Below are 24,820 nucleotides of genomic sequence, written 5' to 3' on the forward strand. Positions count from 1 at the left end.
CGAGATCGGCACGCCCGACGCTGCGCCGGCGATCGCTGATGCCCTCCCGCTGAGTCCCGCCGCCGCCCCTTCGAGCCACAAGGACGTGACCTCATGGGCTTCATCAGACCCCAGTTGCCGCCCGTCGACGCCGGGACCTTCCGTACGCTGTCCCGCGACGAGCGTCTGAGGATCCTCACGCGGCACTGGGTCGAGCACGGCTTCGGCACACCGAACGCGGTGTACCTGTTCTACGTCGTCAAGTGCCTCCTCTACGTCGGCGGGGCAGCGTTGGTGATCTCGCTGACGCCCGGCCTCGGGAGGATCGCGCAGGCCCCGTCGTGGTGGTCGGAGCCGATCGTGTACCAGAAGCTGATCGTCTTCACCGTCCTGTGGGAGGTGCTGGGACTGGGCTGCGGGTCCGGCCCGCTGGCGTCCCGTTTCCAGCCCGTCATCGGATCGGTGCTGTACTGGCTGCGGCCGGGCACCATCCGGCTCCCGCCGTGGCCGGCGCGGGTGCCGCTGACCCGGGGCAGCCGCCGCACGGTCATCGACGCCGCCCTGTACGCCGCCGTCCTCGCCTCGGCCGTATGGCTGCTCACCCGCCCGGGTGACGGCAGCCACGCGGCCGGTTCCGGCACGGTGGGCCTGCTCGACGCGCGCACGGCCCTCCCCCTCGTCGTCAGCCTCGCGCTGCTGGGCCTGCGGGACAAGACGGTCTTCCTGGCCGCCCGCGGGGAGCAGTACTGGCTGTCGCTGGTGCTGTTCTTCTTCCCCTACCCGGACATGTTCATCGGCTTCAAGCTGGTGATGCTGGCCCTGTGGTGGGGCGCGGCGACCTCGAAGCTCAACCGCCACTTCCCCTTCGTGGTGGCGACGATGATGAGCAACGCCCCGCTGGTCCCGAGCCGCCGGCTCAAGCGGATGCTGTACCGCGACCACCCGCGCGACCTGCGCCCCTCACGGCTGCCGTTCTTCCTCGCCCACATCGGCACCGTGACGGAATACGGTGTGCCGCTCTATCTGGTGTTCATCGGCGACGGAGGCTTCTGGACCTGGGCGGCCCTGCTCTACATGGCCGTGTTCCACCTCCACATCCTCTCGACCGTGCCGATGGGCGTGCCGCTGGAGTGGAACGTCTTCTTCGTCTTCTCGCTGTTCTACCTCTTCGGCGCCCACGGCGACGTCAGCGTCTGGCACCTGCACTCTCCCTGGCTGCTCGCGCTGCTCCTGCCGAGCCTGGTCCTGCTGCCCCTGCTGGGCAACATGCGCCCCGACCTGGTGTCGTTCCTGCCCGCCATGCGCTACTACGCGGGAAACTGGGCCACCAGCGTCTGGCTGTTCACCGGTGACGCCCTGGCACGCCTGGAGGCCGGCCTGACCACCGCATGCCGGCTTCCCACCCGGCAGATGGAAAGCCTCTACGACGAGGGGACGGCCCTGCTGATGTCCCACAAGGTGCAGGCGTGGAGGTCGTTGCACTCGCACGGCCGCGCCCACAACGGGCTCATCGACCGTGTGACGGACGGCCAGGACGATGTCGTCGTGATGGACGGCGAGCTGATCGCCGGCTTCGCACTCGGATGGAACTTCGGCGAGGGCCACCTCCACGACGACCAGCTGCTGCAAGCCGTCCAGGAGCGCTGCGGCTTCGTCCCCGGCGAAGTGCGCGTGATCTGCCTGGAAGGCCAGCCCATCCACCGCCGGACACAGGCCTACGAGGTCCATGACGCCGCTCTCGGCCTCCTCGAGCGCGGGCACGTCGCCGTGCGGGACATGGTGACCCGTCAGCCCTGGCCCACCGACGGCCCCGACTACCCCGTGTACGACGTGGAGCGCGTGCGTCCGCTGCGGCCGGTACTCCAGCAGGGCGTTCTTCGCGGTGATGAACGGCGTCATGATCGCCGTCGTCCTGCACCTCGAACTCGGCCTCGGTGACGGGCCGCTCACCGCCGGACTCAGCCTGCTGCCCTGGTACACCGGACTGGCCGTCGCCTCCTGGGCCGTCGGCAGCCGCCTCGTCCCCCGGCTACGGCGCCCGCGTCATGCACGTCGGCCTCGCCGCCTTCGCCGTCGGCCTGGCAGCCGCCGCTCTCGCCTACCGTGCCGCCGCTCCCAGCGCCTACCCGACGGCCCTCCCCTTCGCCCTCGCGTTGGCGGGGCTGGGCTCCGGGCTGTTCACGCCACCGTTCTTCACCACCGCGCTGGCAGCCGTCGGACCGCAGGAGACCGGCTCCGCGGCGGGACTGCTCAACGCCGTCCAGCAACTCGGCGGAACGCTCGGCGTCGCCGTCATCGGCGGGATCCATCTCGGCACGACCGGCGGCCCCCGCACCGCGGCCGGACACGCGCTCGGCGCTGCCGCGGTGTTGCTGGCCGCCACCGCGGCGGCCGCCGGTGTGATGACGGCGTGCCGTACCCGACCGACCGTTGCTGCCGACGAAGCCGGAGAGGCCGACGAAGCCGGAGAGGCCGACGAGGCCGGGGAGGCGGCGGGCTGACCGACACACCGGCCGTCACCGCCCCGTGGGCCCGTGGCCACGGGCCCACGGGGCCGCGCCCGTCACACGGTCCCAGCGCGCGGCATCGCCGCCCGGTACGAGAAGACCGCCGCCTCCGGGGAAGCGGCGGTCGCACTCGCGTCGTTCCTGATCCGGCGAGATCGGTGCTCAGCGGCCGGCCCCTGTCGCCTGGCGGGCGGCCGGGGCCGCGTCGCGTCGGCTGCCGGGGCCCAGTGCGTGCAGGATCTCCTCCACGCTCTGTTTGGCGTCGCCGAAGAGCATGCTGCTGTTCTCGCGGAAGAAGAGGGGGTTCTGCACGCCCGCGTAGCCGGAGGCCATGGAGCGTTTGAAGACGATGACCTGCTCGGCCTCCCAGACCCGCAGCACGGGCATGCCTGCGATCGGGCTGCCCGGGTCATCGGTCGCCGCGGGGTTGACGGTGTCGTTGGCGCCGATGACCAGCACGACGGAGGTGTCGGCGAAGTCGTCGTTGATCTCGTCCATCTCCAGGACGATGTCGTAGGGCACCTTCGCCTCGGCCAGCAGTACGTTCATGTGCCCGGGCAGGCGCCCGGCGACGGGGTGGACACCGAAGCGGACCTCGACGCCGCGCTCGCGCAGTTGCCGCGTCAGTTCCGCGACCGGGTGCTGCGCCTGGGCGACGGCCATGCCGTAGCCCGGGGTGATGATCACCGAGCGGGCCTGCGCGAGCATCTCGGCCGCCTCCGCGGCCCGCACCTCGCGGTGCTCGCCGTGGTCCTCCTCGCGGCCGGACGGCGCCTCGATGCCGAAACCGCCCGCGATGACGGAGATGAAGGAACGGTTCATCGCCTTGCACATGATGTAGGACAGGTAGGCGCCGGAGGAGCCGACCAGCGCGCCGGTGACGATGAGCAGGTTGTTGTCGAGCAGGAAGCCGGCCGCGGCCGCCGCCCAGCCCGAGTAGCTGTTCAGCATGGAGACGACGACGGGCATGTCGCCGCCGCCGATCGAGGCGACCAGGTGCCAGCCCAGGGCCAGCGCCAGCGCGGTGACCGCGATCATCAGCGGCAGGCTCGGGCTGACCGTGAACCAGACGGTCAGCGCGACGAAGGCCACGAGCGCGCCGACGTTCAGCGCGTTCTTGCCCGGCAGCGTCAGGGGACGGGACTTGATGCGCGCCGAGAGCTTCAGGAAGGCGACGATCGAGCCGGTGAAGGTGACCGCGCCGATGAAGATGCCGATGAACACCTCGGCGTGGTGGATGCCCAGCAGGTCGGCGCCGATCCGGTCCTGCGCGCTGCCGTGCGCCTCCACCTCCAGGTAGCTGTTCCAGCCCACCAGCACCGCGGCGAGGCCGACGAAGCTGTGCAGGACGGCGATCAGTTCGGGCATCTGCGTCATCTCGACGCGGCGGGCCCGCCACAGGCCGATCGCCGCGCCGAGCGCCATCGCCAGCACGATCAGGGTGACCGCTCCGGCGGTGATGCTCTGCGCCGCCACGACGACGGTCGCGACGAGGGCGAGCGCCATGCCGGCGATGCCGTAGACGACGCCGGCGCGGGAGGTGCGGTGCTGGGACAGGCCGGCCAGGCTGAGGATGAACAGCAGGGCGGCGACCAGGTCGGCCGCGTGTGAAGCCGTCAGGGAGGTCATCTCGGCTCAGCCTTTCGAGAACATGGACAGCATGCGGCGGGTGACGGCGAAACCTCCGAAGATGTTGACGCTCGTCAGCAGGATCGCCACGAGGGACAACACGGTGACGAGCCGGCTCTCGTGCCCGATCTGCAGCAGAGCGCCGATCACGACGATCCCGGAGATCGCGTTGGTCACCGACATCAGCGGCGTGTGCAGCGCATGGTGCACCTTGCCGATGACGTAGTAGCCGATCACCACCGCGAGCGCGAACACCGTGAAGTTGCCTGCCAGTTGGGCGGGAGCGTAGGCCACCAGCAGGAACATGGCGAGCATGCCGAGCCCGATCAGGCCGAAGCGCCGGGCGGGCGTCAGCTTAGGCTGCTTCGGTTCGGGCGCCTCGGGTGCGGCCGCGGGCTGCGCGGCGGGCGCGGCCGAGACCGCGACGGGTGGCGGCGGCCAGGTGACGTCGCCGTCGCGCACCACGGTCACCGCCCGCTGCACGACGTCGTCGAAGTCGATCGTCAGCTGCCCGTCCTTGCCGGGGGTGAGCAGCTTGAGCAGGTTCACCAGGTTGGTGCCGAACAGCTGCGAGGCCTGGGCCGGCAGCCGGGAGGCCAGGTCGGTGTAGCCGATGACGGTGACGCCGTTGTCGGTGACGATCGCCCGCCCCGGCACGGTGCCCTCGACGTTGCCGCCCATCGCGGCGGCCATGTCGACGATGACGCTGCCCGGCTTCATCACGGCCACGTCCTCGGCCGTGAGCAGACGCGGCGCCGGCCGGCCCGGGATCAGCGCGGTCGTGATCACGATGTCCACGTCCGCGGCCTGCCGGTGGTAGAGCTCGGCGGCGGCGCGGTCGTAGTCGGCCGAGGTCGCCTTCGCATAGCCGTCGGTGCTCGCCTCCTGCGCGACTTCCACCGGCAGGTACTCGCCGCCCAGCGACTTCACCTGGTCCGCGACCTCCGGCCGCGGGTCGGTGGCCCGCACGATCGCGCCGAGGCTGGAGGCGGCGCCGATCGCCGCGAGACCTGCCACACCCGCGCCGGCGACCAGCACCTTCGCGGGCGGCACCTTGCCCGCCGCGGTGACCTGGCCGGTGAAGAACCGGCCGAAGACGTGCGCGGCCTCGATCACCGCGCGGTACCCGGCGATGTTCGCCATCGACGACAGCACGTCCATCGACTGCGCGCGCGAGATGCGCGGCACCGCGTCCAGCGCCAGAGCGGTCACCCCGGCATCGGCCAGTGCCTGCAGCAGTTCGGGCTTCTGGGCCGGCGCCAGCAGGGCGACCACGGTCGCTCCGCGCCGCAGCCGGGCGATCTCCGCGTCGGAGGGGGCGTTCACCTTCAGGACGACATCAGCGTCCCAGGCGTCGCCGATCTCGGCGCCGGCGTCGATGTACGCCTGGTCGCCGAAGCCGGAGGCCTCACCGGCACCGGACTCGACGACGACCTCGTAGCCGAGGCCCAGCAGCAGTCGTACCGTCGCCGGAGTGGCCGCGACCCGCGTCTCCCCGGAGACGGACTCGGCCACCGCGCCGATGCGGCGAGGAGGATGGTGCGAGGCTTCTTCAGCAGACATGTCCTGTATCTCTCGTCAAAGGAGGGTGCGAAAGGGAGATCTGCGCCTGGGGAGTGACGACGTCCTCCCCGTGATCGCTGGAACCTAACCCGTCTGACGGGTACCGGCCAACGCGAACCGACGGTGACGTGCTTCACCTTGCGCAACGGGCCGGGATGATCCGACGACACGGGACCACACCGGCCGGGCCCCCGGCGGCCGGGCCGCTCCGCCCTGTCATGGCCGCCGATCCGACGGTGCGGCCGCCGGATCGGGAGTTGTGACCATGGACACACCCTCTTCGTACCTACTGGTCGGTATGCTGCGTCGAGCCGTCAACGACAGGAGGCGCGATGTCCGTGACCAACCGCCAGATCCGTCTGGCCGCACGTCCCGTGGGCGAAGTCAGGGCCGAGGACTGGCAGCACTGTTCCGCGCCCGTCGAGGAGCCCGGTCCCGGCCGTTTCGCGGGCCGCACCCGTGTCATCTCCCTGGACCCGGCGATGCGGGGCTGGCTGGACGACCGCCCCTCCTACCTGCCGCCCGTGGGCATCGGCGAGGTGATGCGCGCCGGTTCGGTCATCGAGGTCACCGCCTCCGACCATCCCGACTACCGACCCGGCGATCACGTGGTCGGCACCTTCGGCGTCCAGGAATACGTGGTCTCCGACGGCCGGGGCGCCATGAAGATCGACACCTCTCTCGCCCCGCCCTCGACGTACCTCGGCGCGCTGGGCATGCCCGGCATGACCGCCTACTTCGGCCTGCTGGACGTCGGGGCGCTGAAGGACGGCGAGACCGTCGTGGTCTCGGGGGCGGCCGGAGCGGTGGGGACCATCGTGGGGCAGATCGCGAAGGTCAAGGGCTGCCGGGTCGTGGGCATCGCCGGAGGGCCGCAGAAGTGCGCGCTGCTCACCGACGAACTGGGCTTCGACGCGGCGATCGACTACCGCGCCGAGGACGTCCGGAAGGCGTTGCGCCGGCATGCCCCCGACGGCATCGACGTCTACTTCGACAACGTGGGAGGCGACATCCTCGACGCCGCCCTGACCCGGCTGGCGATGCACGCGCGCGTCGTGATCTGCGGTGCGATCAGCCAGTACAACAACGCCACACCGGTCAAGGGTCCCTCCAACTACCTCTCGTTGCTGGTGCGCCGCGCCCGCATGGAGGGAATGGTGGTGTTCGACTACGCCAAGCGCTACCCGCAGGCCGCGCAGGACATCTCGGCCTGGATCGGCGCCGGCCGCATCAAGGTCAAGGAGCACGTGGTCAGAGGAAGCGTGGACGACTTCCCCGAGACGTTGCAGATGCTCTTCCGCGGAGAGAACGTCGGCAAGCTCGTCCTGGAACTGGCCTGACACGTCCGGTCCACCCTTCGTCGAGGCGCGCAGCGGGCGACCGGGCTCCAGGCCGCCCGCTGCCGTAGCGGAGTTTCCGCTCGTGTCGGCGACGAGCCCGCCGTCGGCCGTCAGGGGCAGCAGTAGCGGGCGAGCGGCGGGCAGTTGAGCGGCGGTCGCCGCCGAGCGTCATGCGACGGTGATCGGGGGCAGGACGCGGGCGAGCCAGTCGGGGCGGGTCCGGCGGGCCGTGGCCGAGATGCAGCGCCTGCGGGTACAGGGCGTCGAATCCGTGGAAGTCGCCTGCCCAGACGTGGAGTTCAGCCTGTCCGCCGGCCGCCCATATGCGGGTGGCGCAGGCGGTGTCCTCGTCGCGGAAGACCTCGGCGGAGGGGGCTCGTGCAGCGGGCGGCGAGGATCGTGTCCTTGTCCGGACCCGGCGTCGGGCCGCGGTCCGCCGTCGGTGGCCTCCGCCCGTGCAGGAGTGGAGGCCACCGACAGGCTAGGTGCTCAGCGGTTGGTCCACAGGTTCCACACCCACGGCCACATGGAGCCCTCGGCGCACTGGTAGCGGTCCCAGTGCCCACGCTCGATGCCCTGCTGGCCGGCCGTCTGGCAGCCGCCCAGGGTCATGAACTTGCCGCGGTGGATGTCGAGGCCGTCGCCCGCCCGGACGGCTGCCGCCTGGTGGGACGCCGCGCTCGGGGCCGCGAGGGCGGGCGCGGCCGAGACCGCCCCGAGCCCGACCACGGTCATCGCCGCGAAGGCGGACAGTGCGGTGCGTACACGCATGATGAAGATCCTTTCGGTAGGGGTTCGAGGTCGGGCCGTGCGGCATCCGCCGGCACTGCCACGACCACCGGCACGCTCACCCTCGGGGGTGATCTGCTCGGCCGGTATGCCGAGTTTGCGCAGGAAGACGCCCCTTGGAAACCAGATCCCGCTTGCTTCACCGATGTCGGGATAAATACAGTCCTGACCTGCCGGGACGCCTCCGTCCCGGGACACGGGACAACCGCGGGACGCGGTCTCTCCCCTGCACGAAAGGCCCTTCGCGATGACCGGCCGACGACCGGACCATGGTGCGGCAGCACGGAAGCTGGGAGACGCGCTGCGGAGCCTCCAGCAGCAGTCGGGGCGCACACTGCGCAGTCTGGAGACCCAGGTCCGTATCAGCGACTCGTCGCTCTCCCGCTACTTCCGCGGGGAGACCGTGCCGGCCTGGACGGTGGTGAGTGACATTTGCCGGGCGTTGGGGGCGGACCCTGCCGAGTACCGTGCCCTGTGGGAAGCGGCCGACCGCACCCGACCCGACGAACCGGCCGACATCGGCAACGGCACCGGCACCGGCACCGGCACCGCAGACGCTGCCGGTCCGTCACGCCGTCCCGGCCTCGCCGGGTGGCCCCGGCTGCGCGGGGCTGTGTCCAGTCGCTGGGTCACCGCGGCGACCGCGGCCGCTGCGGGCGGACTCGCAACGGCGCTGCTGCTCCTCCTGCTTCCCTCACAGGACGCGCCCCGTGCCGCGCCCGCGCAGGGCGTCACGGGCAGCGCGGGCAGCGCGGGCAGCGCGGGCAGCGCGGGCAGCGCGGGCAGCGCGGGCAGCGCGGGCAGCGCGGGCAGCGCGGGCAGCGCGGGCAGAAGCAGCGACGCCGGTGTCCTCGTCCACAACGTCGAGAAGGCCTGCCAGAAACCTCGCACGAACGAATGCGCTCTGTCCCTGGCCTACAGTCCCTACCGCCCCTACGTGACTTCCAACTCGGCCGGCCGTGTCTGGCACCACGACCTGCTCCACGCCCGGTGCACCATCGCCAACGGCGTCAGCGTCACCGACGAGAACCACAAGCACACCAGCATCTGGATCCAGGTCACACGCGGCGGAGAACACCTCTGGCTCCCCGGCATCCGTGTCCGCCCCGACCAGCTGAACCAGCTCACCACCGTGCTGCCCACCTGTCCCTCCTAGGAACTGGTGCCGGCTGGACGGGTCTTCCCGGTGTGGTCGGCCGACAGGATCTCGACGTAGCCGTCGGTTCCGTGGACGCGGATCCGCTGCCCGTCCCGGATCAGCCGGGTGGCCCGCTCCACGCCCACGACGGCCGGCAAGCCGTACTCCCGCGCGATGACCGCGCCATGGGTCATCAGGCCGCCCACCTCCGTCACCAGTCCGGTGATTCCGACGAACAGGGGCGACCAACTGGGGTCCGTATAGGCCGTGACCAGGATGTCCCCCGCCTCGAGGTCGGCCTGCGCCATGTCATGGATGACGCGGGCCCTGCCCTCGACGGTCCCGGCGGAGACCGGCAGGCCGATCAGGGCGCCGGCCGGCACGTCCTCCCGGCGGTACGCCCCGGTGACGGCCTCGCCGTCCGAGGTGAGCACCCGGGGTGGTGTGAGCGCGTGGTACGACCGGAAGGCGTCCTTGCGCTGCCGGATGAGCCGCTCATCCACCCGGTGCGAGCGCACGACGTCGTGGAACTCCTGGAACGTGAGGTAGAAGACGTCCTCCTGTTCAGGAAGCACGCCCTCCCGCACGAGACGCTCGGCCTCCCCCAGGAGGGCCTGCTTGTAGACGAAGTAGCGGCTGACGATGTCGTACTTCGGGTACTCCCGGTATCCGATGAAGGTCCGGACCCGGTCGATCATCCGTTTGGCCTCGTCGGCCTTCCGTCCGCCGTCCGGCAGGCGCCGCAGGCGTGCCAGCACGTCCTGCTCCTTCTTCCGCGCCTCCTGCCGTCCTTGCTCGAAGCGCCGCCCGGCGGCGCCCGGTTCGAAGTTCCTGACGTTGTCGAGGATCACGGGCACGAGAGTGGCGGGCCGCTCACGCCAACGCGGTCTGGTGATGTCGATCTCGCCGACGCAGCGCATTCCGTACCGGTCAAGGTAGGCCTCGAAGGCGTCGCGCGCTTCGGTCCCGCCGGGGAGCTTCGCCAGCTCGTCCAGGAAGTCCTCGTCCCCGACGCCCTGGAGAAACGCCATCACCTCCGGATGCGGGCGGATCGCGTCCGCGACGTCGAGCAACGCCAGGCCCATCTCCGAGGTGATGTTGCCGGGGGCGGACAGTGTGAGCGTGTCCGCCGCGTTCTTCTCCCCCAGCCACGCCTGCAGCTTGTCGTTGAGCCACCACGTGGCCTCCATCCCCGCCATGATCACCCGGATGCTCAGCGGATCACTGAGGACGCGTTTGTGCTCCTCGAAGGCCTCCAGCAGGAAGTCGAACAGCGCCGGTCCGGTCTTCGTCCGAATGTCACGCCTCAGGGCGGCGATGGACGCCTGGCTGCGCCTGACCAGCTCCGTGACGACGGCCGGATCGGTCTCGATCGGAGCGGACGCGCCGTCGGCCGGCGGCCCGCCGGGACCCTCGTCCGGGAGCAGCGGGACGAAGTCGTCGCCGCGGTCGAGGACGGTCTCCAGCGCGTCCCTGGTCAGCGGATCGGATCTCCCCACGAGGTCCAGGAGGCCGGCGCGGCCTGCGGGCGAAGCCAGCCGCCGGGTGACGTCGACGAACAGCCTCCCGCCGGCCTCGTGCATCGGCACCATGGCCGTCAGCTTCCACATGGAGAGCCCGAGGGGCCTCATGGGGTCGGTCATCATCTGCTGATGACCGACGGAGACGTAGACGTGATTCTCCCGGTCACCGGTCTCGGGGACGGGGACGGGGACGGGGAACAGAGTCGTGATCGGCCGGCTCTGGACGATCTGGAAGCCGTCGTCGTCCAGGCACCACTCGATGTCCTGCGGGCAGCCGAAGTGTGCTTCGATCCGCCGCCCGAGCCGCACCAGCCGCAGCACCTGCTCATCCGTCAGCGCCGGCTGCCGCTGCCGCAGCGGATCGATCAGCGCTTCCTGGACACCGCCGGCCGGCAGAGCGTACACGGCACACTGTTTGAGGGCGATCGCCCTGGCGACGACTTCGCCGCCTCTCACCGTGAAGACGTCCGGGTTGACCAGGCCGGAGACCAGTGCCTCGCCGAGGCCGAAGCCGGCGTCCACGGTGGCGACCTTCCGGTCGCCCGTGACGGGGTCGGCCGTGAACAGGATGCCGGCCGCGTCCGGACGGACCATCCGCTGCACGACCACGGCCATGTGAACCGTACGGTGGTCGATGTCGTTCCGCCGACGGTAGGTCACGGCCCGCTCGGTGAACAGTGAAGCCCAGCACCGGCTGACGTGCCGGAGGACCGCCGCCGGCCCCACGACGTTCAGGTACGTGTCCTGCTGGCCGGCGAAGGAGGCCGTCGGCAAGTCCTCGGCCGTCGCGCTGGAGCGGACGGCGTAGGCGGTCTGCCGGCCGAACCGGGCGAGCGCGCCGGTGATCTCCGCCGCGAGATCGCCCGGAACGGCGACGCCCTCGATGGTCCGGCGGATGTGCGCGCTGAGCGTGCGGATCGTCTCCCGGTCGTCCGGGTCCGCGCGCGACAGCTGCTCGAGCCGGTCCTCGATCGACGGCGCCTCCGCCATGACCCGCCGGAAGGCGTCCGTCGTCACGCAAAAGCCACCCGGCACGCGGACACCCTCGATCCGCGACAGCCCGCCCAGGAGCGCGCCCTTGCCGCCGACGACCGCGACCTGCGTCTCGTCCACCTCTTGAAGATCCAACACGTACTGTCCGGTCATCGCGATGCCTCCGGGACAGCCGCGCTCCGTCGTTGACGACGACTCAGGCACCTCGTGCCCCCAAATCCGCAGGTTGTGGCCATGGCCGACGATTCTGCGCCGTGCCCCGGGTCTTGCCGCAAGCCCCCCGGCGCGCTATACCTTGAGAGTGGCGAGGAGAGCACTCTCCTTGCCTTTGTGTTTTTGCCGCCCGCTGGAGCCGATCCGCCCGGCGGCAAGCTCCTGAGAACGCCACCGCGTGGTACGCGGCCGGGGGGCGCAGCCGTCGCAGCAGATTGCCCCTGGCGGGCGCCCGAATGACCTCCGTGGCCGGTCTTTCCCGGCCGTAGCGTCGTGGTCATGATGAACAACGAGACCACGCTCGACAGCTCCCGCCTGGACTTCGCCAAGGCCGCCCCGAAGTCGTTCAAGGCCCTGATCTCCCAGCGAAGCGAGGCTGCACATGGTCTCCGTATGGCGGGAAGCGAGGAACTTCTTCACGGAGCAGGAGCAGGCCGCCCTCGAGCTCACCGACGCGGTCACCCTCGTCTCCGACCGCGGGGTGCCGGACGCGGTCTGCCGCCGCGGCGCCGCCCACTTCACCGAGGAGCAGCTGGCTCGCCTGCTCGCTCTGATCTTCACCATCAACACCTGGAACCGTATCGCCCTGAGCACCGCGAAGGTGCCGGACACCGACCGGCGCGGCGCCCGGCGACGAACGCCGGCACGCCGCCGACGGCCACCGCGCGATCACCAGCCGTCCAGACGCTCGGGGTCGCTCATCGCACGCTGCCCGGTCCGGTGCGGGAGCCGGTCCTCAGACCGTGCCGGCCGGCGGGGGCAGGATCCGGCACAGGGCGTCGAGTGCCGCCCCGTAGGCGTGGTCGGCAGGTGCCGCGTAGCCGACGACCAGGCCGTCTTCGGTCGGCATGCCGGCCGCGGGGTGACGGAAGTGGGCCAGCCCGTCGAGGGCGATGCGCTGCCAGGCCGCCGCCTTGGTCACGGACCGTCCGGTGCAGGCCGGGAGACGCAGCACCGCGTGCAGGCCGGCGGCGATTCCCATGGGCGCGATGTGCGGCGCCCGGCGGGCGAGCATGTCCACCAGCCGGTCGCGGCGGTCGCGGTAACGCCGCCGGGTGCGGCGGATGTGCCGGTCGTACCGGCCCGACTCGATGAAGTCGGCAAGGGTGAGCTGGTCCGTCACGGCGGCCCACGCCTCACGTTCGCCCTTCGCGCGCAGGACGGGCTCCACCAGGTGCTCCGGCAACACCATCCAGCCCAGTCGCAGCGCGGGTGAGAGGCTCTTGCTGACCGAGCCCAGGTAGACGACGCGCTGCGGATCGAGCCCCTGTACGGCGCCCACCGGCTCCCGGTCGTAGCGGAACTCGCCGTCGTAGTCGTCCTCCAGCAGCACTCCCCCGCCCGCGCGTGCCCAGTCCACTGCGGCGGCCCGTCGCCCGGGCGCGAGCGGGCGTGCCCAGTCCACTGCGGCGGCCCGTCGCCCGGGCGCGAGCGGGCCGCCCGTGGGGAACTGGTGCGCGGGGGTCAGCAGCGCGGCCCGTACCCCCTTCGATTCCGCCAGGTCGGTGGTGCGCGCCCCGTGTTCGTCCAGCGCCGGCGGCACCGTACGTACATGCGCCGCCTGCAGGATCGACCAGTGGAACGGCAGTCCGTAGGACTCCACGGCCAGCGGGCCGCGCAGTACCTTTCCGCTGAAGAGCAGCCGCAACGCGTGCGCGGAGCCGGAACACACCACGATCGTCCCGGGGTCGGTGCGCACGCCCCGCACTCGCCCCAGGTACTCCGCCAGGGCACGCCGCAGTTCGGCCCGCCCCCGCGGATCGCCCGGCCCGAATGCCTCACTGGGCGCCGCGTTCAGGGTCCGTTTCGCCGAAGCCAGCCAGCCCGCGCGGGGGAAGGAGGAGGGATCCGGCAGCCCCTGGCGCAGGTCATGGGCGGGCGGGTCCGAACGTGCCGGCGCCGCCTGGGGATACGGGGCGAGTCGGCCGGCTTCGCTCTTGGCGCCACCCGCGTCCCCGACCCCTGGCGGGCGACCAGCCAGCCCTCGGCGACGAGTTCGGCGTAGGTCTCCGCGACGGTGCTTCGGGCCAGCCCCAGATCGGCGGCCGACGACCGGTACGGAGGCAGCAGGGTGCCGAGGGCCAGCCGCCCGTCCCGTATCGTCTCCCGCAGCGCGCGGCCGAGCACGGCCCGCCGACTGCCGCGCCCGCCGGCTTTCAGCTCCAAGTGCAGGTCGCTACCGGTACGTTCGGCCAGACCGACTCATGAATCAGCCATGAGCACGCACCCTGCTCAAGGCCTTCCACAGCGATGGAGCAGTTGTCCGAAAGGGATCACGGTGTCTCCGCGATGTACGTAGGCTCTGCACGCGCGTGGTCGACGCGGTCGGTCAGGGACGCGTCGGGCCTGTGCCCGAAGGGTTGGACCCATAAGGAGCGTTCCGCTGTGACGCATGCTCACGAGGAAGAAGTCCTGTCCCGGATCGCAGAGGGGCTTGTCTACACCGAGTCGGAAGCGGCCTTCCAGGCGCCTCGGCGCCGTACCGAGCAGATCTTCGAGTACAACCACACACCACCGGGCGAAACGGAGAAGCGTCGTTCGCTGCTCGTCGCGATCTTCGGCTCGGTCGGTGAACGCACGGCTCTGCTACCGCCGTTCCATGCCGCCTTCGGCAGCAACGTCCACATCGGTGATGACTTCTTCGGAAACGTGAACCTCACCTTCGTCGACGACGTGGACATCCGGATCGGCGACGGCGTCATGATCGCGCCCAGCGTCACCCTGACCACGACGGGACACCCGGTGCATCCCTCGCGACGCGCTGACTTCGGACGTTTCTCGGAGCCGATCGTGATCGAGGACAAGGTGTGGATCGGCAGCAACGCGGTGGTCCTGCCCGGCGTTCGTATCGGATACGGATCGGTCATCGGCGCCGGCAGCGTCGTCAGCCGCAGCATCCCCCCGATGACCGTCGCGGTCGGAACCCCTTGCCGGGTGGTCCGCCCCATCACGGAAGAGGACCTCAGCAGCCGCACCGCGGCTGACTGAGCCCCGCGGCAACCGCTCTGGTGCCCGGTCCTGGAACACACCGGAAGATCCGGGTCCGGTAGCCCTCCCCGGGCCGACCGTTCTCACCGCGCCACTCGCCGGGAGTTGCTCGCCAGGAGTGGCGCGGTGCCGTGAATGGTGTGCCGGTCTCCTACGGACCGTCAGTAGCGGCGGTCCGTGCGGCGGTCACCGCCGTCACGCCGTTGGTCGCCGTCCCAGCGGTGGCCGCCGTCGCGGTGGTGCCGGTACCGGTCGTCGCCGTCACGGCGGTCACCGTCGCGGCGGTCGCGGCGGTCGCCGCCCCAGGAGAACTCGTCGATGAACCGGCCCCGGTCGTTGCGCAGGGTCGCGGTGTCGTAGTCGTTGTCCCACACGTAGTCGCGGCGGTCCTGGTACAGGTCCTCGGAGGTGTCCCGGCCGAAGCCGGTGTGCACGCGGACGGTCGAGCCGCCCTCCAGCCAGACGCGGCGGAAGGTGTAGGTGTAACCGTCCTCGTCGGAGAGGGTCCAGCCGTCCAGGTCGACGGCCCGGCGGGAGTCGTTGGTGATGTCCACCCACTCCCTGTTCAGCGAGCGGTTGGAACGGTCCTCCCAACCCGGGGAGTCGTACTGCACACCGCTGATGACCACACGCTCACGGTACGAGCGGCCATGGCCGTGGTCGGCAGCCACGGCCGGCAGCGTCACCGCGCCCATGACAGCGGCGGCCACGCCGCACGCGGCGGCCAGACGGCGAACGGAAGAAGAAACGGACACGAAGTCCCCCTTCACGGGTGCGCACACCCCACGGCGCCGCCAACGGCGCAGGCCGGCAGGGTGTGTGGTGCTGGTGTGCGACCGGTCGGCCGCACACGCACACCTTCCGGCCCTCGTCCCGCCGGGTGCGGCACCCGCGAACGGCAGTTACCGATTGCACATATTCCTGTGACTCTCGGATGTAAGGCACATGAATGTTCTGTGTGTGGTGTATTGACGCCATATAGGGTCTTTCGGGCGTGGAAGTACGGGCCTGCGGCAATGCTCGGCCGGCTCTCGCCACCCCGCCGGCACCACCGCGGTCACCCGAAAGTGCGTAACAACGATCCGTACGGCGACGCCTGCTGTCAGGTGGCGTCGGCCCACAGGTCGGTGCTGTGGGCCCCGATGAGAGCGCTGATGCGGGCGAGCGCCTCAGTGACCGGCTGCGGGTCGAGCCGGCGCCCGTCACGCAGGCGCAGTGCGACGTGGTCGTCAGCGGCCTCCCTGGCGCCGATGACGGCCTGGTAGGGAACCAGGCGGGCCTCTCGGACACGGGCACCCAGGCTGCCGCGTTCCGGCCCCGCGATCTCGGCTCGCAGTCCGAGGCGGGCGCAGTGCCGGGCGAGGGCCGCGGCGTTCGGCAGTTCGGTGTCGGAGATCGGGAGAATGACCAGCTGAGTGGGGGCGAGCCAGGCGGGGAAGGCGCCGCCGTGCTGTTCGATGAGGTGGGCGACGGCTCGTTCCACACTGCCGATGATGCTGCGGTGGACCATGACCGGGCGGTGTCTGGCGCCGTCCGCGCCGATGTAGTGCAGGTCGAACCGCTCGGGCTGGTGGAAGTCGACCTGGACGGTGGACAGGGTGAACTCCCGGCCCGCGCCGTCGGTGACCTGGACGTCGATCTTCGGGCCGTAGAACGCGGCCTCTCCCTCGGCTGCCTCGTAGGGCAGGCCGGAGTGGTGGAGGACGTAGATCAGCAGGGCGGTCGAACGCTGCCACTTCTCGGGTGCGTCGACGTACTTGCCGCCGGGACCCTGGAGGGAGAGCCGGTAGCGGGCCGGGGTGATGCCGAGCGCCGCGTAGGCCCGGCGGATCATCTCCAGCGCCGCCTGCGCCTCCTCGGCGACCTGGTCCAGGGTGCAGAAGATGTGCGCGTCGTTGAGCTGGATGGCCCGTACTCGGGTCAGTCCGCCGAGCACGCCGGAGAGTTCGGAGCGGTACATGCCGCCCAGTTCGGCCATGCGCAGGGGCAGTTCGCGGTAGCTGCGGGAGCGGGAGCGGTAGATCACCGCGTGATGGGGGCACAGGCTGGGCCGCAGGACGACCTGCTCCCCGCCGAGTTGCATCGGGGGGAACATGTCGTCGCTGTAGTGCGCCCAGTGTCCCGAGATCTCGTACAGCTCCCGCTTGCCGAGGACCGGTGAGTACACGTGGCGGTACCCCGCTCGCCGCTCGGCGGCGCGGATGTACTCCTCCAGGGTGTGCCGTACGGTCGCGCCGTCGGGCAGCCAGTACGGCAGGCCGGCGCCGATCAGCGGGTCGGTGTCGAACAGGCCCAGTTCACGGCCGAGTTTGCGGTGGTCATGCATGGCGGTCTCCTCGCGGACATCGGGCGGGTGACCGCAAGGCGAAGCCCCGGGGCACTCGCCCCGGGGCTTCGGATCAAGACATCTGTCAGCGCGCCGGGACACTCTCCGGCGTCGTCGTCATGGCAGCGCGCTTCATGCGGGAGACGCTAGCAGGGCGCAGCGATGCCCGCACGGTGATTCCTCGTCACGACGGGCATGGACGAGCGGCGCGGCGGTCGAGATCGGGATCTCGGGGCAGACGGCCCAGTGATCTCCGTGCCGACAACGGGAAAGGGTCTCACCACCGTGACCACACGTACGCGCCGCATACGCCCCGGTGACCGCCGGCGGCCCTTCGATCTCCGCGCCACTACCGTGTTCTTCGCCCTTCTCGCGCTCCTGCTGACCGTCACCGGCTTCGCCGTCCGCTCGGCGGCCGGCGCGCTGCGGCACCGCCCGGTGTGGGTCGTGCTCTGCCTCGTCATGACGGCGACCGTCATGGCCCTGCACGGGCGCCGGCGCAGATTCTCCGCGAAGCGGACCGCGCACCGGGCCGCCGTGGCCCTGGAGGAGGCGACGCACACCGCCCTCGACATGCTCGACACGCCGGCGGTTCCCGCCGCGGCCGCACAGGTCGCGGGCACCGCACCGGCGACCGGTTGTCCGGGTGTCCCCGCGCCCCGTCCGGGCGACGACGCCGCGGAGGCGACGATCGCCTTCCAGGGCGGCGGGGCGGCCACCGTGCCTGTGGCCGGTGCCGAGGCCCCGAGCGACGCGGCCGGCAGCCTCGAAGCCCCCGAGACGGTCGCGTGCGGGGGCTGGCTCGACTACGACGGCCTGGACGCCGACGAGTTCGAGCAGGCGGTCGCGGGGCTGTGCGAACGGGACGGATGCTCCCGGGTCGATGTCGTCGGGGGTGCGGGAGACCTCGGCGCCGACGTCCTGGCCGTCGCGCCGGACGGGCGCCGCGTCGTCATCCAGTGCAAGCGCTACCGCGCCGGAAACCGCGTCGGCTCCCAGGATCTGCAGCGCTTCGGCGGCACCTGCTACACCGTTCACGAGGCCGACGTCGCCGTCGTCGTCACGACGAGCGACTTCACCGCGCCGGCCGCCGAGTACGCCGAGCAGTGCGGCATCGTCTGCGTGGACGGGGAGGCCCTGCGGGCCTGGAGCGACGGCACGGGGCCGACGCCCTGGAGCGCACCGGCCCCCGATCAGCCCCGGCGCTGAGCCGCCTCACGCTCACCGGAGTCGGCCGACTTCGGCCGGCTCGGCTGTGCGCCGAGAACCCGCGCCCCGCTTGGCGAGAGACACAGACGTGCCCTTATGCCCCGGCGGGCCGGCGTCCGTCGTAGCCTGCGGCCATGACCGACACGATCCCTTCCACCCCGCGTGAGGCCTTCGACCTGCTTCTGGCAGGCAACCACCGCTTCGCCGCAGGCACCCCCCGGCACCCCAACCAGGACGCCGCCCACCGCGCCGGCCTGGCCTCCGCCCAGCGCCCCTTCGCCGTACTGTTCGGATGCTCCGACTCCCGGCTGGCCGCCGAGATCATCTTCGACCAGGGGCTCGGAGACCTGTTCGTCGTCCGCACCGCCGGACATGTGGCGGGGCCGGAAGTCCTGGGCAGCATCGAGTACGGGGTGAGCGTGCTGGAGTGCCCGCTGGTCGTGGTCCTCGGCCACGACCGCTGCGGGGCCGTGGCGGCGACCCGGGAGGTCGTGGCCGCCGGTACGACCGCCCGCGGGTACCTACGGGAGGTGACGGCGCGTGTGACTCCCAGTGTGCTGGCCGCGCACGCCGCCGGCGCGAGCGACGACGACGAGTTCATCGACACGCACGTACGGCACACCGTCGACTTCCTCGTGGAGCGCTCCCGGGAACTGGCCGACCAGGTCGCCGCCGGACGCACGGCGGTGGTGGGGCTGTCCTACCGCCTGGCCGAGGGCAACGCCCGGCTGGTCACCTCCCGCGGCCTGGATCTGCCCCCGGGCCCCGTCTCCCGTTCCGACGCCGTGCCGAACGCGGAGCGGCCGGTGTGACGAACGCGGACGAACGTGTGACGCGGGTTCGGGAGGTACGCCGCCGGCTCGCGCGGGAGGGGCCGCCGCGGATGCGGGACCGTGAGGGCGACTTCGAGAGCGTCACGGTGCCTGAACTCCACTGCGATCAACTGCGTGATCTGCTGATCTCCGAGGGGGCTGAGACGGTCGTCGAGATCGGTCTCGTGTACGCCGGCTCCGCACTCGCCATCGGTGAGGCCCTGGCGACCGTCGATCCTCCGCTGCCCCGGCACATCGTCATCGACCCGTTCCAGGAGGGCGAGTACGCCAACGCCGGCTGGGATCTGCTGCGCTCCGCGGGGCTGGACTCGTTCACCACGCTCATGCCCACTCCGTCGTCGACCGCGCTCCCGCAGCTCCTCAGCGAGGGCTTCGTCGCCGACGCGGCGTTCGTGGACGGCAGTCACCGGTTTCACGAGGTCTTCGTCGATCTCTACTTCCTGCGCAAGATCGTCCGGCCCGGGGGTCTGATCGTCATCGACGACGACTGGTGGCCGTCCGTACACACGGCCGCGCAGTACTACGAGCGGAACACGGGATGGCAGGTGATCCCCGACGCCTTTCCCGGTGACGCGAGCGGCGCCGGACCGCGGGGCGGACAACGGGTCCGGTGCAAGGCGTATCGACTGCCCGACCCCTCGTTCGAGCCGTCCTTCGAGGAGTTCCGCGCGTTCTGACCAGGACGGTCGGACGCCGTGGGTGACTCGCACTCCCGCCGTCCCAGCGGTGGGCGTCGGCGAGGACGGACCGGGCCGTCCGCCGGTCGGTGGGGTCGATCCCGGTGACGTGGCGCAGGAAGGCGGGGGTCACGTGCTGGACGGGAGCGGCACCTCGGATCCGATCGACCGCGGCTTGCGCAGAGTGGCGCCGGCCGGAGAGGCGCCGCCCGGTGCGCGCCTCAGGTTCGGTCGGCTGCGGCGGTCCGGTCGAGGAAGCGTCGCAGGCCGGTCCGTACGCCGTCGGTGGGGACGGTGGCGGCGAAGGACGCCGCCTCGACCGCCAGGCCCTCGTCGATCGGCAGGTTGACGCCGCGGGTGACCGCGCGCAGGCAGGCCGCAACGGCCGTCGGCGCGTGCCGGATGATCCGGGCGGCCAGGTCCCGTGCGGCGTCGAGGAGTTCACCGGCCGGTACGACGGTGTTGACGAGACCCAGCTCGGCGGCTCGGGCGGCCGGGATCGGGTCGCCGGTCAGGATCATCTCCAGGCCGCGCTTGCGGCCGACGTGTCGTGGCAGGCGCTGGGAGCCGCCGAAGGGAGGCGGGAAGCCGAGGGAGATCTCGGGCTTGGCGAAGGTCGCGTGCTCCGCGGCGATCGCGAGCGGCGCGGCCTCGGTGATCTCGCAACCACCACCGTACGCCAAGCCGTTGACCGCGACGATCACCGGCTTGGGGAACTCCTCGATCCGCCGGGTCAGCGCCTGCCCCCGGCGGACGATCTCGCGCACCGCTCGTTCGGGCCCGCCGGCGATGCTGCCCGCCAGGGACGGGATGTCCGCGCCGGCACTGAACGCCCTGCGCCCCGCGCCGGTCAGGACGACCGCCCGGACGCCGTCGTCGGAGTCGACGAGGTCGAGCCGGGCGAGCAGCGCGTCGATCGTCGGGTAGTCCAGGGCGTTGAGCTTGTGCTCCCGGTCGATGGTGATCACTACGACCTGGTCGTCCCGCTCGATACGCACGGTCATGCCGCCACTCCGTTTCGCCTGGGTTCGGACCCGCTGAGGCTACGATCCGTGATCCAGGACGATCCACTGATTGTCCTGGATACACTGGCGCCCTTCCACGACCCTCCTCCGCGACGGACGGCAGGTGCCGCATGCGACCGTCCTCCTACAAGGCAGTCGTCCACGAGTTCGCCGTGGCCATCCGCTCCGGCGCGATCCCGGCCGGCACCCGGCTGCCGACGCACCGTGCGCTCGCGCGCGAGCGGCGGATCGCGCTGGCCACCGCCACCCGCGTCTACGCCGAACTCGCCGCGCTCGGCCTGGTCGTGGGAGAGCCGGGCCGGGGAACGTTCGTCCGGGTGCGGTCCGGCTACGACGGGCTCGAACCGTCACGCGCTCTGCCGGTGCCCCGGACGGCGGACCTGTCCTTCAACCAGCCCCTGGCCGCCGGGCAGGCCGACCTGCTGCGGCGTGCTCTGCGCACGATGGCGGTGTCGGGAGACGTCGAGGCGCTGCTGCGGCAGCACCCGCCGGGCGGGCACCGGCACGACCGGGCGGTCGTGGCGACCTACCTGCTGGGGCGGGGGATCGACACGGTGCCGGACAACGTCCTGCTGACGAGCGGGACCCAGCAGGCGCTCGACGTCGTGCTGCGCACACTCACCCGGCCCGGTGACGTCCTCGCCGTCGACGCGCTCAGCTACCCGGGCATCAAGCTTCTCGCCGGGGCGCACGGCCTCGACCTGGCCCCCGTCCCGGTCACGGCCGTGGGACCGGATCTCGACGCGCTCGATGAGCTGTGCCACGCCCGGCCCGTCCGTGCGGTCTACACGATCCCGACCGTGCACAACCCGCTCGGCTGGGTGCTCGACCGGGAGCAGCGCGACAGGCTGGCCGCCCTCGCCCGCTCGCACGACTGCCTGATCGTCGAGGACGGCACCTACGCCTTCCTCGAACCCTCCCCGCCGCCACCGCTGCAGGCCCTGGCGCCCGAACGCACCTGCTACGTCGCCGGCCTGTCCAAGAACGTGGCACCCGGCCTGCGCTTCGGCTTCGCCGTCCTGCCCGACCGTCATCTGCGGGCAGCCGTGAGCGCTCTTCGTACCGCGGCCTGGGGGACGCCGGGAGTCGTCACCGCGCTCGCCACCGGCTGGATCGCCGACGGAACGGTCACCCGGCTGGAGGAAGACCGCCGCGAGGACGCGGCCGCCCGGCAGGACATCGCCCGTGCCGCGCTCGCCGGCCTGGACATCACCGCACACCCGGCCTCCTACGTCGTGTGGGTCGGCCTGGAGCCGCACCAGCGCCCCGATCACGTCGCGGCCGTGCTCGCGGAGGAAGGGATCCTCGTGTCCACCGCGGACGCCTTCGCCACCGGCCCCCACCGTCCCCACGCACTCCGGCTGGCACTGGCCACACCGCCCCGGGACGAACTCGGCGCCGTGCTGCGCTGCTTGAAGGACACGATCGACGCCATCCCCCCGTGACACGGCCTCGAAGTCCCCGCAGCGGGACGTGGCGATCAGGCCTGCCACCGGGACGTTCCGTGTCAGGATTCGAGCAGGTTCGAAGAGGCGGCCGCGCGGCCGGCGGGGGATCGGACACCGGGGAGTGGCATGATCGAGCTGACCGTGGACGCTGCCGGGCTCGCCCGTTCCCGCTTCTCGGTCTCGCCGTTGCACGAGGTCGTCGCGACCCTGCTGCCCTGGGGGCTGCGACCGGCCCCGGACGCCGATCCGTGGGTCGCCCGCACGCGGCGCGTGCTGCGCCGGGCCAAGCTGCCCCTGCTGTCCGAACTGGCCCTGGAGCAGGGCGGATACGTGCCCGACTTCCTCAGCCCGCACCCGTGCGGCCCCTCCCCCACCGTCGAGGAGGAGCTGGAGCGGGTCCGGTGCACCCCGCCCCAGCGTGTGCTGGGCGAGCTGGAGGCGTTGCGCGAGGGGCGGCCGCGCCACGGCCTCGCCGGTTCCGAACTGCCGGCGGGGGTGCGGCGCGCCATGGCGCGGGGCGGCGCGCACGTGGCCCGGCAGGCCGCGGACGAGATGCGGCACTACTGGGAGCTGGCCTTCGCCCCGCACTGGGAGGCGGCCAAGGCCGTCCTCGACGCGGAGGTCGACCGATGCGCCAGCGTACTGGCCCGGCACGGCGCGGCCAGGCTCTTCAACTCCCTGCACCCGGGCATCCGGTGGGCCGACGGCACCCTGCGCGTCGACAGCCGGTTCCGGATCGCGCTGCCCGTGCCCCTGGTGGTCGTCGTACCGTCACTGGTCGCGTCCGGGCCGGGCGTGGCCGTGGACCCGACGCGCGCGGGAGACCGGCCCCCGATGCTCGTCTATCCCGTGCGCGACAAGTCCATCACCAGCGCCGTCGCCCCGGCCGTCCCCTCCGCCGAGGTGGCCCGGCTGCTCGGGCCCACCCGCGCCGGGCTGCTCACCGCGCTGGCGCAACCCGCCTCCACCGCGCAGCTGGCGGCACGTCATTTCCTCAGCCCGGCCACGGTCTCGTACCACCTGGGTGTACTGCACCGGGCCGGCCTCGTCGCCCGCGCCCGGTCCGGCCGGTCGGTGCTCTACCGGCGCACGCCCGAGGGATCCCGGCTGGCGGGGAGCCGGAACAGCGGGAGCCGGAACACCGACCGGAAGAAGATGAGCCGGAAAATCAACGATCAACTTGCTTGACATGTCAGAAGTCGTCCACCCGGCCCCGCGGTCGCACCATGTCCCTTCGGTCGCCTCTCCCGCCCCTGCAAGCCACTTTGCCGACCCGTTCGCCGAGGGATCGACGGTCGCGGACGGGCTCGCGTCGCTTCCGTGAACGGTGCGTCCCTTGGGGACCAGTCGAAAACAGGGCGGCCTACTACGCGATGGGGTTCCGCCTCGCCGAACCCCTGTGACCTGCCGGTTCCGTCACTTGCCCGTGGGCTGGGTGGATCCGCCCGGCGGTCAGCGGTTGGCGGGCGGGGTGTTCTTCAGCCGGTCCTTCATCCAGGTGCCGAGATCGCGCAGGCCGGCGATGGCCACGTCCACGTGGCCGACGCCGGGATACGACTTCCATTCGACGACGTCCTGCTCGGCGCACAGTCCGGTGATCAGTTTCCTGGTGCTCGCCGGGGTCACGACCACGTCGCTCTCGCCCCGCAGCAGGAGTACCGGGCCGGACGACGTGCTTTGCGCCGGGTTCACTGAGTCCAGGAACTTCTTGATCTCGGGGTTGGTCTTTTCCCAGTCCGGGCTGAGGGTCTTGTACTTCTTCTCCGGCGCGAAGAGCGTCAGGTACCCGTCGATCTCGTCCAGGCAGAGGTTGTGCACCGCGGGTCTGACCATTTCCTTGGCGAGCTCGGGGGACAGCAGGTCCTCGTACTTGATCCTCTTCGGGTCGTAGACGTGTGCGCCGACGGCGGTGCAGGCGAGCAGTCCGCGCAGTCCCTGCAGGGATGCGCCGCTCGACTGCTTCTTCGCCGCTTCTCTCAGCCACGCGGCGGGGTGGGCGGCGGGAGCGAAGGCGGCGGCGCCGAGGAAGCGCATGCCCTTCGCCTCGGCCGCCGGTTCGCCGGCGCCCAACGCGGCCTGACCGCCCTGGGAGATGCCCACGGCGAACCACTTGTCGCTCACCGACTTCCTGTCGGCGGTGCGCACCGCCGGCGCGGCGTGGGCGACGGACCGGCCCTCCGCACGCAGGAGGAGGTAGTCGTGGACCTTGCCGTTGGGCCCGAGGCCGGGGTAATCGGCGGCGGCGACGGCGAAGCCCTCCCGCAGCCACTTCACCATCAGCGGAGTCGCACCGCCGAGGCTCGCGGACCGCGACGGTGCGCACGCGGGCCCTGCTCCGCTCGTACCGTGCGCCCAGGAGATCACCGGCCAGCCGTCCCTGTCCTTGGGCGCCGTCCTGGGCAGCAGCAGGAACCCTGTCGCCGCGACGGGCCTGCCGCGCTCGTCCGCGGTGCGGTACATGATGCGTTCCGCGCGGGAGGCGGCGGTTCCCAGCAGGGACGACTTCGGTGTCGGGATCCTCCGCGACCTCAGGATCTCACCCGGCGCCGCCTTGTCGATGAGGGATCGGTCGGGATAGTCGTAGAAGGTGTCCTCGCTGCTGTCGGACCGCGGGGCGGCCTGCGGCGCCCGTGGCCAGGG

General features: G+C 71.5%; 18 protein-coding genes and 3 pseudogenes. 11 read left to right on the forward strand and 10 right to left on the reverse strand.

Annotated features, from left to right (window positions below; translation table 11 throughout):
* The first annotated feature begins 93 nt into the window (after nt 1-93).
* Complete coding sequence (locus AB0G63_RS17710) at nt 94-1,917, forward strand: DUF3556 domain-containing protein (RefSeq protein ID WP_360750841.1); 1,824 nt, start codon at nt 94-96, stop codon at nt 1,915-1,917.
* 107 nt (nt 1,918-2,024) lie between these two features.
* Nucleotides 2,025-2,480 carry a hypothetical protein gene (locus AB0G63_RS17715; protein ID WP_360750843.1) on the forward strand — a complete coding sequence of 152 codons (456 nt, stop codon included), beginning with the start codon at nt 2,025-2,027 and terminating at the stop codon, nt 2,478-2,480.
* Nucleotides 2,481-2,648: 168 nt separating this feature from the next.
* Here AB0G63_RS17715 and pntB read toward each other — a convergent pair whose 3' ends face one another.
* On the reverse strand, nt 2,649-4,115 hold the full coding sequence (pntB, locus tag AB0G63_RS17720; protein ID WP_360750845.1) for a Re/Si-specific NAD(P)(+) transhydrogenase subunit beta: 1,467 nt from the start codon (nt 4,113-4,115) through the stop codon (nt 2,649-2,651).
* A 6-nt stretch (nt 4,116-4,121) separates the two neighbouring features.
* The gene (locus AB0G63_RS17725; protein WP_360750846.1) at nt 4,122-5,678 is read right to left on the reverse strand and encodes a Re/Si-specific NAD(P)(+) transhydrogenase subunit alpha; all 1,557 of its coding nucleotides are present in this window, start codon (nt 5,676-5,678) and stop codon (nt 4,122-4,124) included.
* A 332-nt stretch (nt 5,679-6,010) separates the two neighbouring features.
* On the opposite strand from AB0G63_RS17725, the gene AB0G63_RS17730 reads away from it, so the two are divergent.
* The gene (locus tag AB0G63_RS17730; protein WP_360750848.1) at nt 6,011-7,018 is read left to right on the forward strand and encodes an NADP-dependent oxidoreductase; all 1,008 of its coding nucleotides are present in this window, start codon (nt 6,011-6,013) and stop codon (nt 7,016-7,018) included.
* A gap of 168 nt (nt 7,019-7,186) precedes the next feature.
* Here AB0G63_RS17730 and AB0G63_RS17735 read toward each other — a convergent pair.
* Together AB0G63_RS17735 and AB0G63_RS17740 are read right to left on the reverse strand one after the other, a co-directional pair.
* Nucleotides 7,187-7,388: pseudogene (locus AB0G63_RS17735) on the reverse strand (alpha/beta hydrolase); the annotation flags it as partial.
* Between the two features lie 119 nt (nt 7,389-7,507).
* The gene (locus AB0G63_RS17740) at nt 7,508-7,789 is read right to left on the reverse strand and encodes a hypothetical protein (protein WP_360750850.1); all 282 of its coding nucleotides are present in this window, start codon (nt 7,787-7,789) and stop codon (nt 7,508-7,510) included.
* Between the two features lie 265 nt (nt 7,790-8,054).
* Between AB0G63_RS17740 and AB0G63_RS17745 the strand changes: the two genes are divergently transcribed.
* Nucleotides 8,055-8,963: a helix-turn-helix transcriptional regulator gene (locus AB0G63_RS17745; RefSeq protein WP_360750852.1), complete on the forward strand. Its 909-nt coding sequence runs from the start codon at nt 8,055-8,057 to the stop codon at nt 8,961-8,963.
* On the opposite strand, the gene rph is transcribed toward AB0G63_RS17745, so the two are convergent.
* Complete coding sequence (rph, locus tag AB0G63_RS17750; RefSeq protein WP_360750854.1) at nt 8,960-11,614, reverse strand: rifamycin-inactivating phosphotransferase; 2,655 nt, start codon at nt 11,612-11,614, stop codon at nt 8,960-8,962. The two genes, AB0G63_RS17745 and rph, sit on opposite strands and share 4 nt — an antisense overlap.
* Nucleotides 11,615-11,953: 339 nt before the next feature.
* Between rph and AB0G63_RS17755 the strand changes: the two are divergent.
* Nucleotides 11,954-12,281, forward strand: a pseudogene (locus tag AB0G63_RS17755) (carboxymuconolactone decarboxylase family protein); the annotation flags it as partial.
* Nucleotides 12,282-12,410: 129 nt separating this feature from the next.
* Here the strand turns inward: AB0G63_RS17755 and AB0G63_RS17760 are convergent.
* Nucleotides 12,411-13,846, reverse strand: a pseudogene (locus tag AB0G63_RS17760) (PLP-dependent aminotransferase family protein).
* 213 nt (nt 13,847-14,059) lie between these two features.
* Here AB0G63_RS17760 and AB0G63_RS17765 point away from each other — a divergent pair.
* Entirely contained in the window at nt 14,060-14,662 is a 603-nt protein-coding gene (locus AB0G63_RS17765) for a sugar O-acetyltransferase (protein WP_360750856.1), read from the forward strand.
* Between the two features lie 161 nt (nt 14,663-14,823).
* Here AB0G63_RS17765 and AB0G63_RS17770 read toward each other — a convergent pair whose 3' ends face one another.
* Both AB0G63_RS17770 and thrS read right to left on the reverse strand, forming a co-directional pair.
* Nucleotides 14,824-15,417, reverse strand: a complete 594-nt coding sequence (locus AB0G63_RS17770; RefSeq protein WP_360750858.1) for a lamin tail domain-containing protein — start codon at nt 15,415-15,417, stop codon at nt 14,824-14,826.
* A gap of 347 nt (nt 15,418-15,764) precedes the next feature.
* A complete protein-coding gene (gene thrS, locus AB0G63_RS17775; RefSeq protein WP_360750860.1) occupies nt 15,765-17,090 on the reverse strand; it encodes a threonine--tRNA ligase in 1,326 nt (441 codons plus the stop codon).
* A 183-nt stretch (nt 17,091-17,273) separates the two neighbouring features.
* Here thrS and AB0G63_RS17780 point away from each other — a divergent pair, with 183 nt between their 5' ends.
* From AB0G63_RS17780 to AB0G63_RS17790, 3 genes are all read left to right on the forward strand, one after another.
* On the forward strand, nt 17,274-18,197 hold the full coding sequence (locus tag AB0G63_RS17780; RefSeq protein ID WP_360750862.1) for a restriction endonuclease: 924 nt from the start codon (nt 17,274-17,276) through the stop codon (nt 18,195-18,197).
* A 134-nt stretch (nt 18,198-18,331) separates the two neighbouring features.
* Nucleotides 18,332-19,009: a carbonic anhydrase gene (locus tag AB0G63_RS17785; RefSeq protein ID WP_360750864.1), complete on the forward strand. Its 678-nt coding sequence runs from the start codon at nt 18,332-18,334 to the stop codon at nt 19,007-19,009.
* A gap of 71 nt (nt 19,010-19,080) precedes the next feature.
* Entirely contained in the window at nt 19,081-19,707 is a 627-nt protein-coding gene (locus tag AB0G63_RS17790) for a class I SAM-dependent methyltransferase (RefSeq protein WP_360750866.1), read from the forward strand.
* Between the two features lie 221 nt (nt 19,708-19,928).
* On the opposite strand, the gene AB0G63_RS17795 is transcribed toward AB0G63_RS17790, so the two are convergent.
* Entirely contained in the window at nt 19,929-20,711 is a 783-nt protein-coding gene (locus AB0G63_RS17795) for a crotonase/enoyl-CoA hydratase family protein (RefSeq protein ID WP_360750868.1), read from the reverse strand.
* Between the two features lie 131 nt (nt 20,712-20,842).
* On the opposite strand from AB0G63_RS17795, the gene AB0G63_RS17800 reads away from it, so the two are divergent.
* Together AB0G63_RS17800 and AB0G63_RS17805 are read left to right on the forward strand one after the other, a co-directional pair.
* A complete protein-coding gene (locus tag AB0G63_RS17800; RefSeq protein ID WP_360750870.1) occupies nt 20,843-22,177 on the forward strand; it encodes a PLP-dependent aminotransferase family protein in 1,335 nt (444 codons plus the stop codon).
* Nucleotides 22,178-22,306: 129 nt separating this feature from the next.
* Nucleotides 22,307-23,368: a helix-turn-helix domain-containing protein gene (locus AB0G63_RS17805; RefSeq protein WP_360750873.1), complete on the forward strand. Its 1,062-nt coding sequence runs from the start codon at nt 22,307-22,309 to the stop codon at nt 23,366-23,368.
* Between the two features lie 264 nt (nt 23,369-23,632).
* Here AB0G63_RS17805 and AB0G63_RS17810 read toward each other — a convergent pair whose 3' ends face one another.
* Nucleotides 23,633-24,640: a lipase family protein gene (locus AB0G63_RS17810; protein WP_360750875.1), complete on the reverse strand. Its 1,008-nt coding sequence runs from the start codon at nt 24,638-24,640 to the stop codon at nt 23,633-23,635.
* Nucleotides 24,641-24,820 lie beyond the last annotated feature (180 nt).

It is taken from the genome of Streptomyces sp. NPDC020996 (assembly GCF_040641355.1).
Taxonomy (GTDB): domain Bacteria; phylum Actinomycetota; class Actinomycetes; order Streptomycetales; family Streptomycetaceae; genus Streptomyces.

Coding starts and splice junctions, on each gene's coding strand:
- AB0G63_RS17710 (WP_360750841.1), top strand. CDS start 94: ATGGGCTTCATCAGACCCCAGTTGCCGCCCGTCGACGCCGGGACCTTC.
- AB0G63_RS17715 (WP_360750843.1), top strand. CDS start 2,025: ATGCACGTCGGCCTCGCCGCCTTCGCCGTCGGCCTGGCAGCCGCCGCT.
- pntB (WP_360750845.1), bottom strand. CDS start 4,115: ATGACCTCCCTGACGGCTTCACACGCGGCCGACCTGGTCGCCGCCCTG.
- AB0G63_RS17725 (WP_360750846.1), bottom strand. CDS start 5,678: ATGTCTGCTGAAGAAGCCTCGCACCATCCTCCTCGCCGCATCGGCGCG.
- AB0G63_RS17730 (WP_360750848.1), top strand. CDS start 6,011: ATGTCCGTGACCAACCGCCAGATCCGTCTGGCCGCACGTCCCGTGGGC.
- AB0G63_RS17740 (WP_360750850.1), bottom strand. CDS start 7,789: ATGCGTGTACGCACCGCACTGTCCGCCTTCGCGGCGATGACCGTGGTC.
- AB0G63_RS17745 (WP_360750852.1), top strand. CDS start 8,055: ATGACCGGCCGACGACCGGACCATGGTGCGGCAGCACGGAAGCTGGGA.
- rph (WP_360750854.1), bottom strand. CDS start 11,614: ATGACCGGACAGTACGTGTTGGATCTTCAAGAGGTGGACGAGACGCAG.
- AB0G63_RS17785 (WP_360750864.1), top strand. CDS start 18,332: ATGACCGACACGATCCCTTCCACCCCGCGTGAGGCCTTCGACCTGCTT.
- AB0G63_RS17790 (WP_360750866.1), top strand. CDS start 19,081: ATGCGGGACCGTGAGGGCGACTTCGAGAGCGTCACGGTGCCTGAACTC.
- AB0G63_RS17795 (WP_360750868.1), bottom strand. CDS start 20,711: ATGACCGTGCGTATCGAGCGGGACGACCAGGTCGTAGTGATCACCATC.
- AB0G63_RS17800 (WP_360750870.1), top strand. CDS start 20,843: ATGCGACCGTCCTCCTACAAGGCAGTCGTCCACGAGTTCGCCGTGGCC.
- AB0G63_RS17805 (WP_360750873.1), top strand. CDS start 22,307: ATGATCGAGCTGACCGTGGACGCTGCCGGGCTCGCCCGTTCCCGCTTC.
- AB0G63_RS17810 (WP_360750875.1), bottom strand. CDS start 24,640: ATGTACCGCACCGCGGACGAGCGCGGCAGGCCCGTCGCGGCGACAGGG.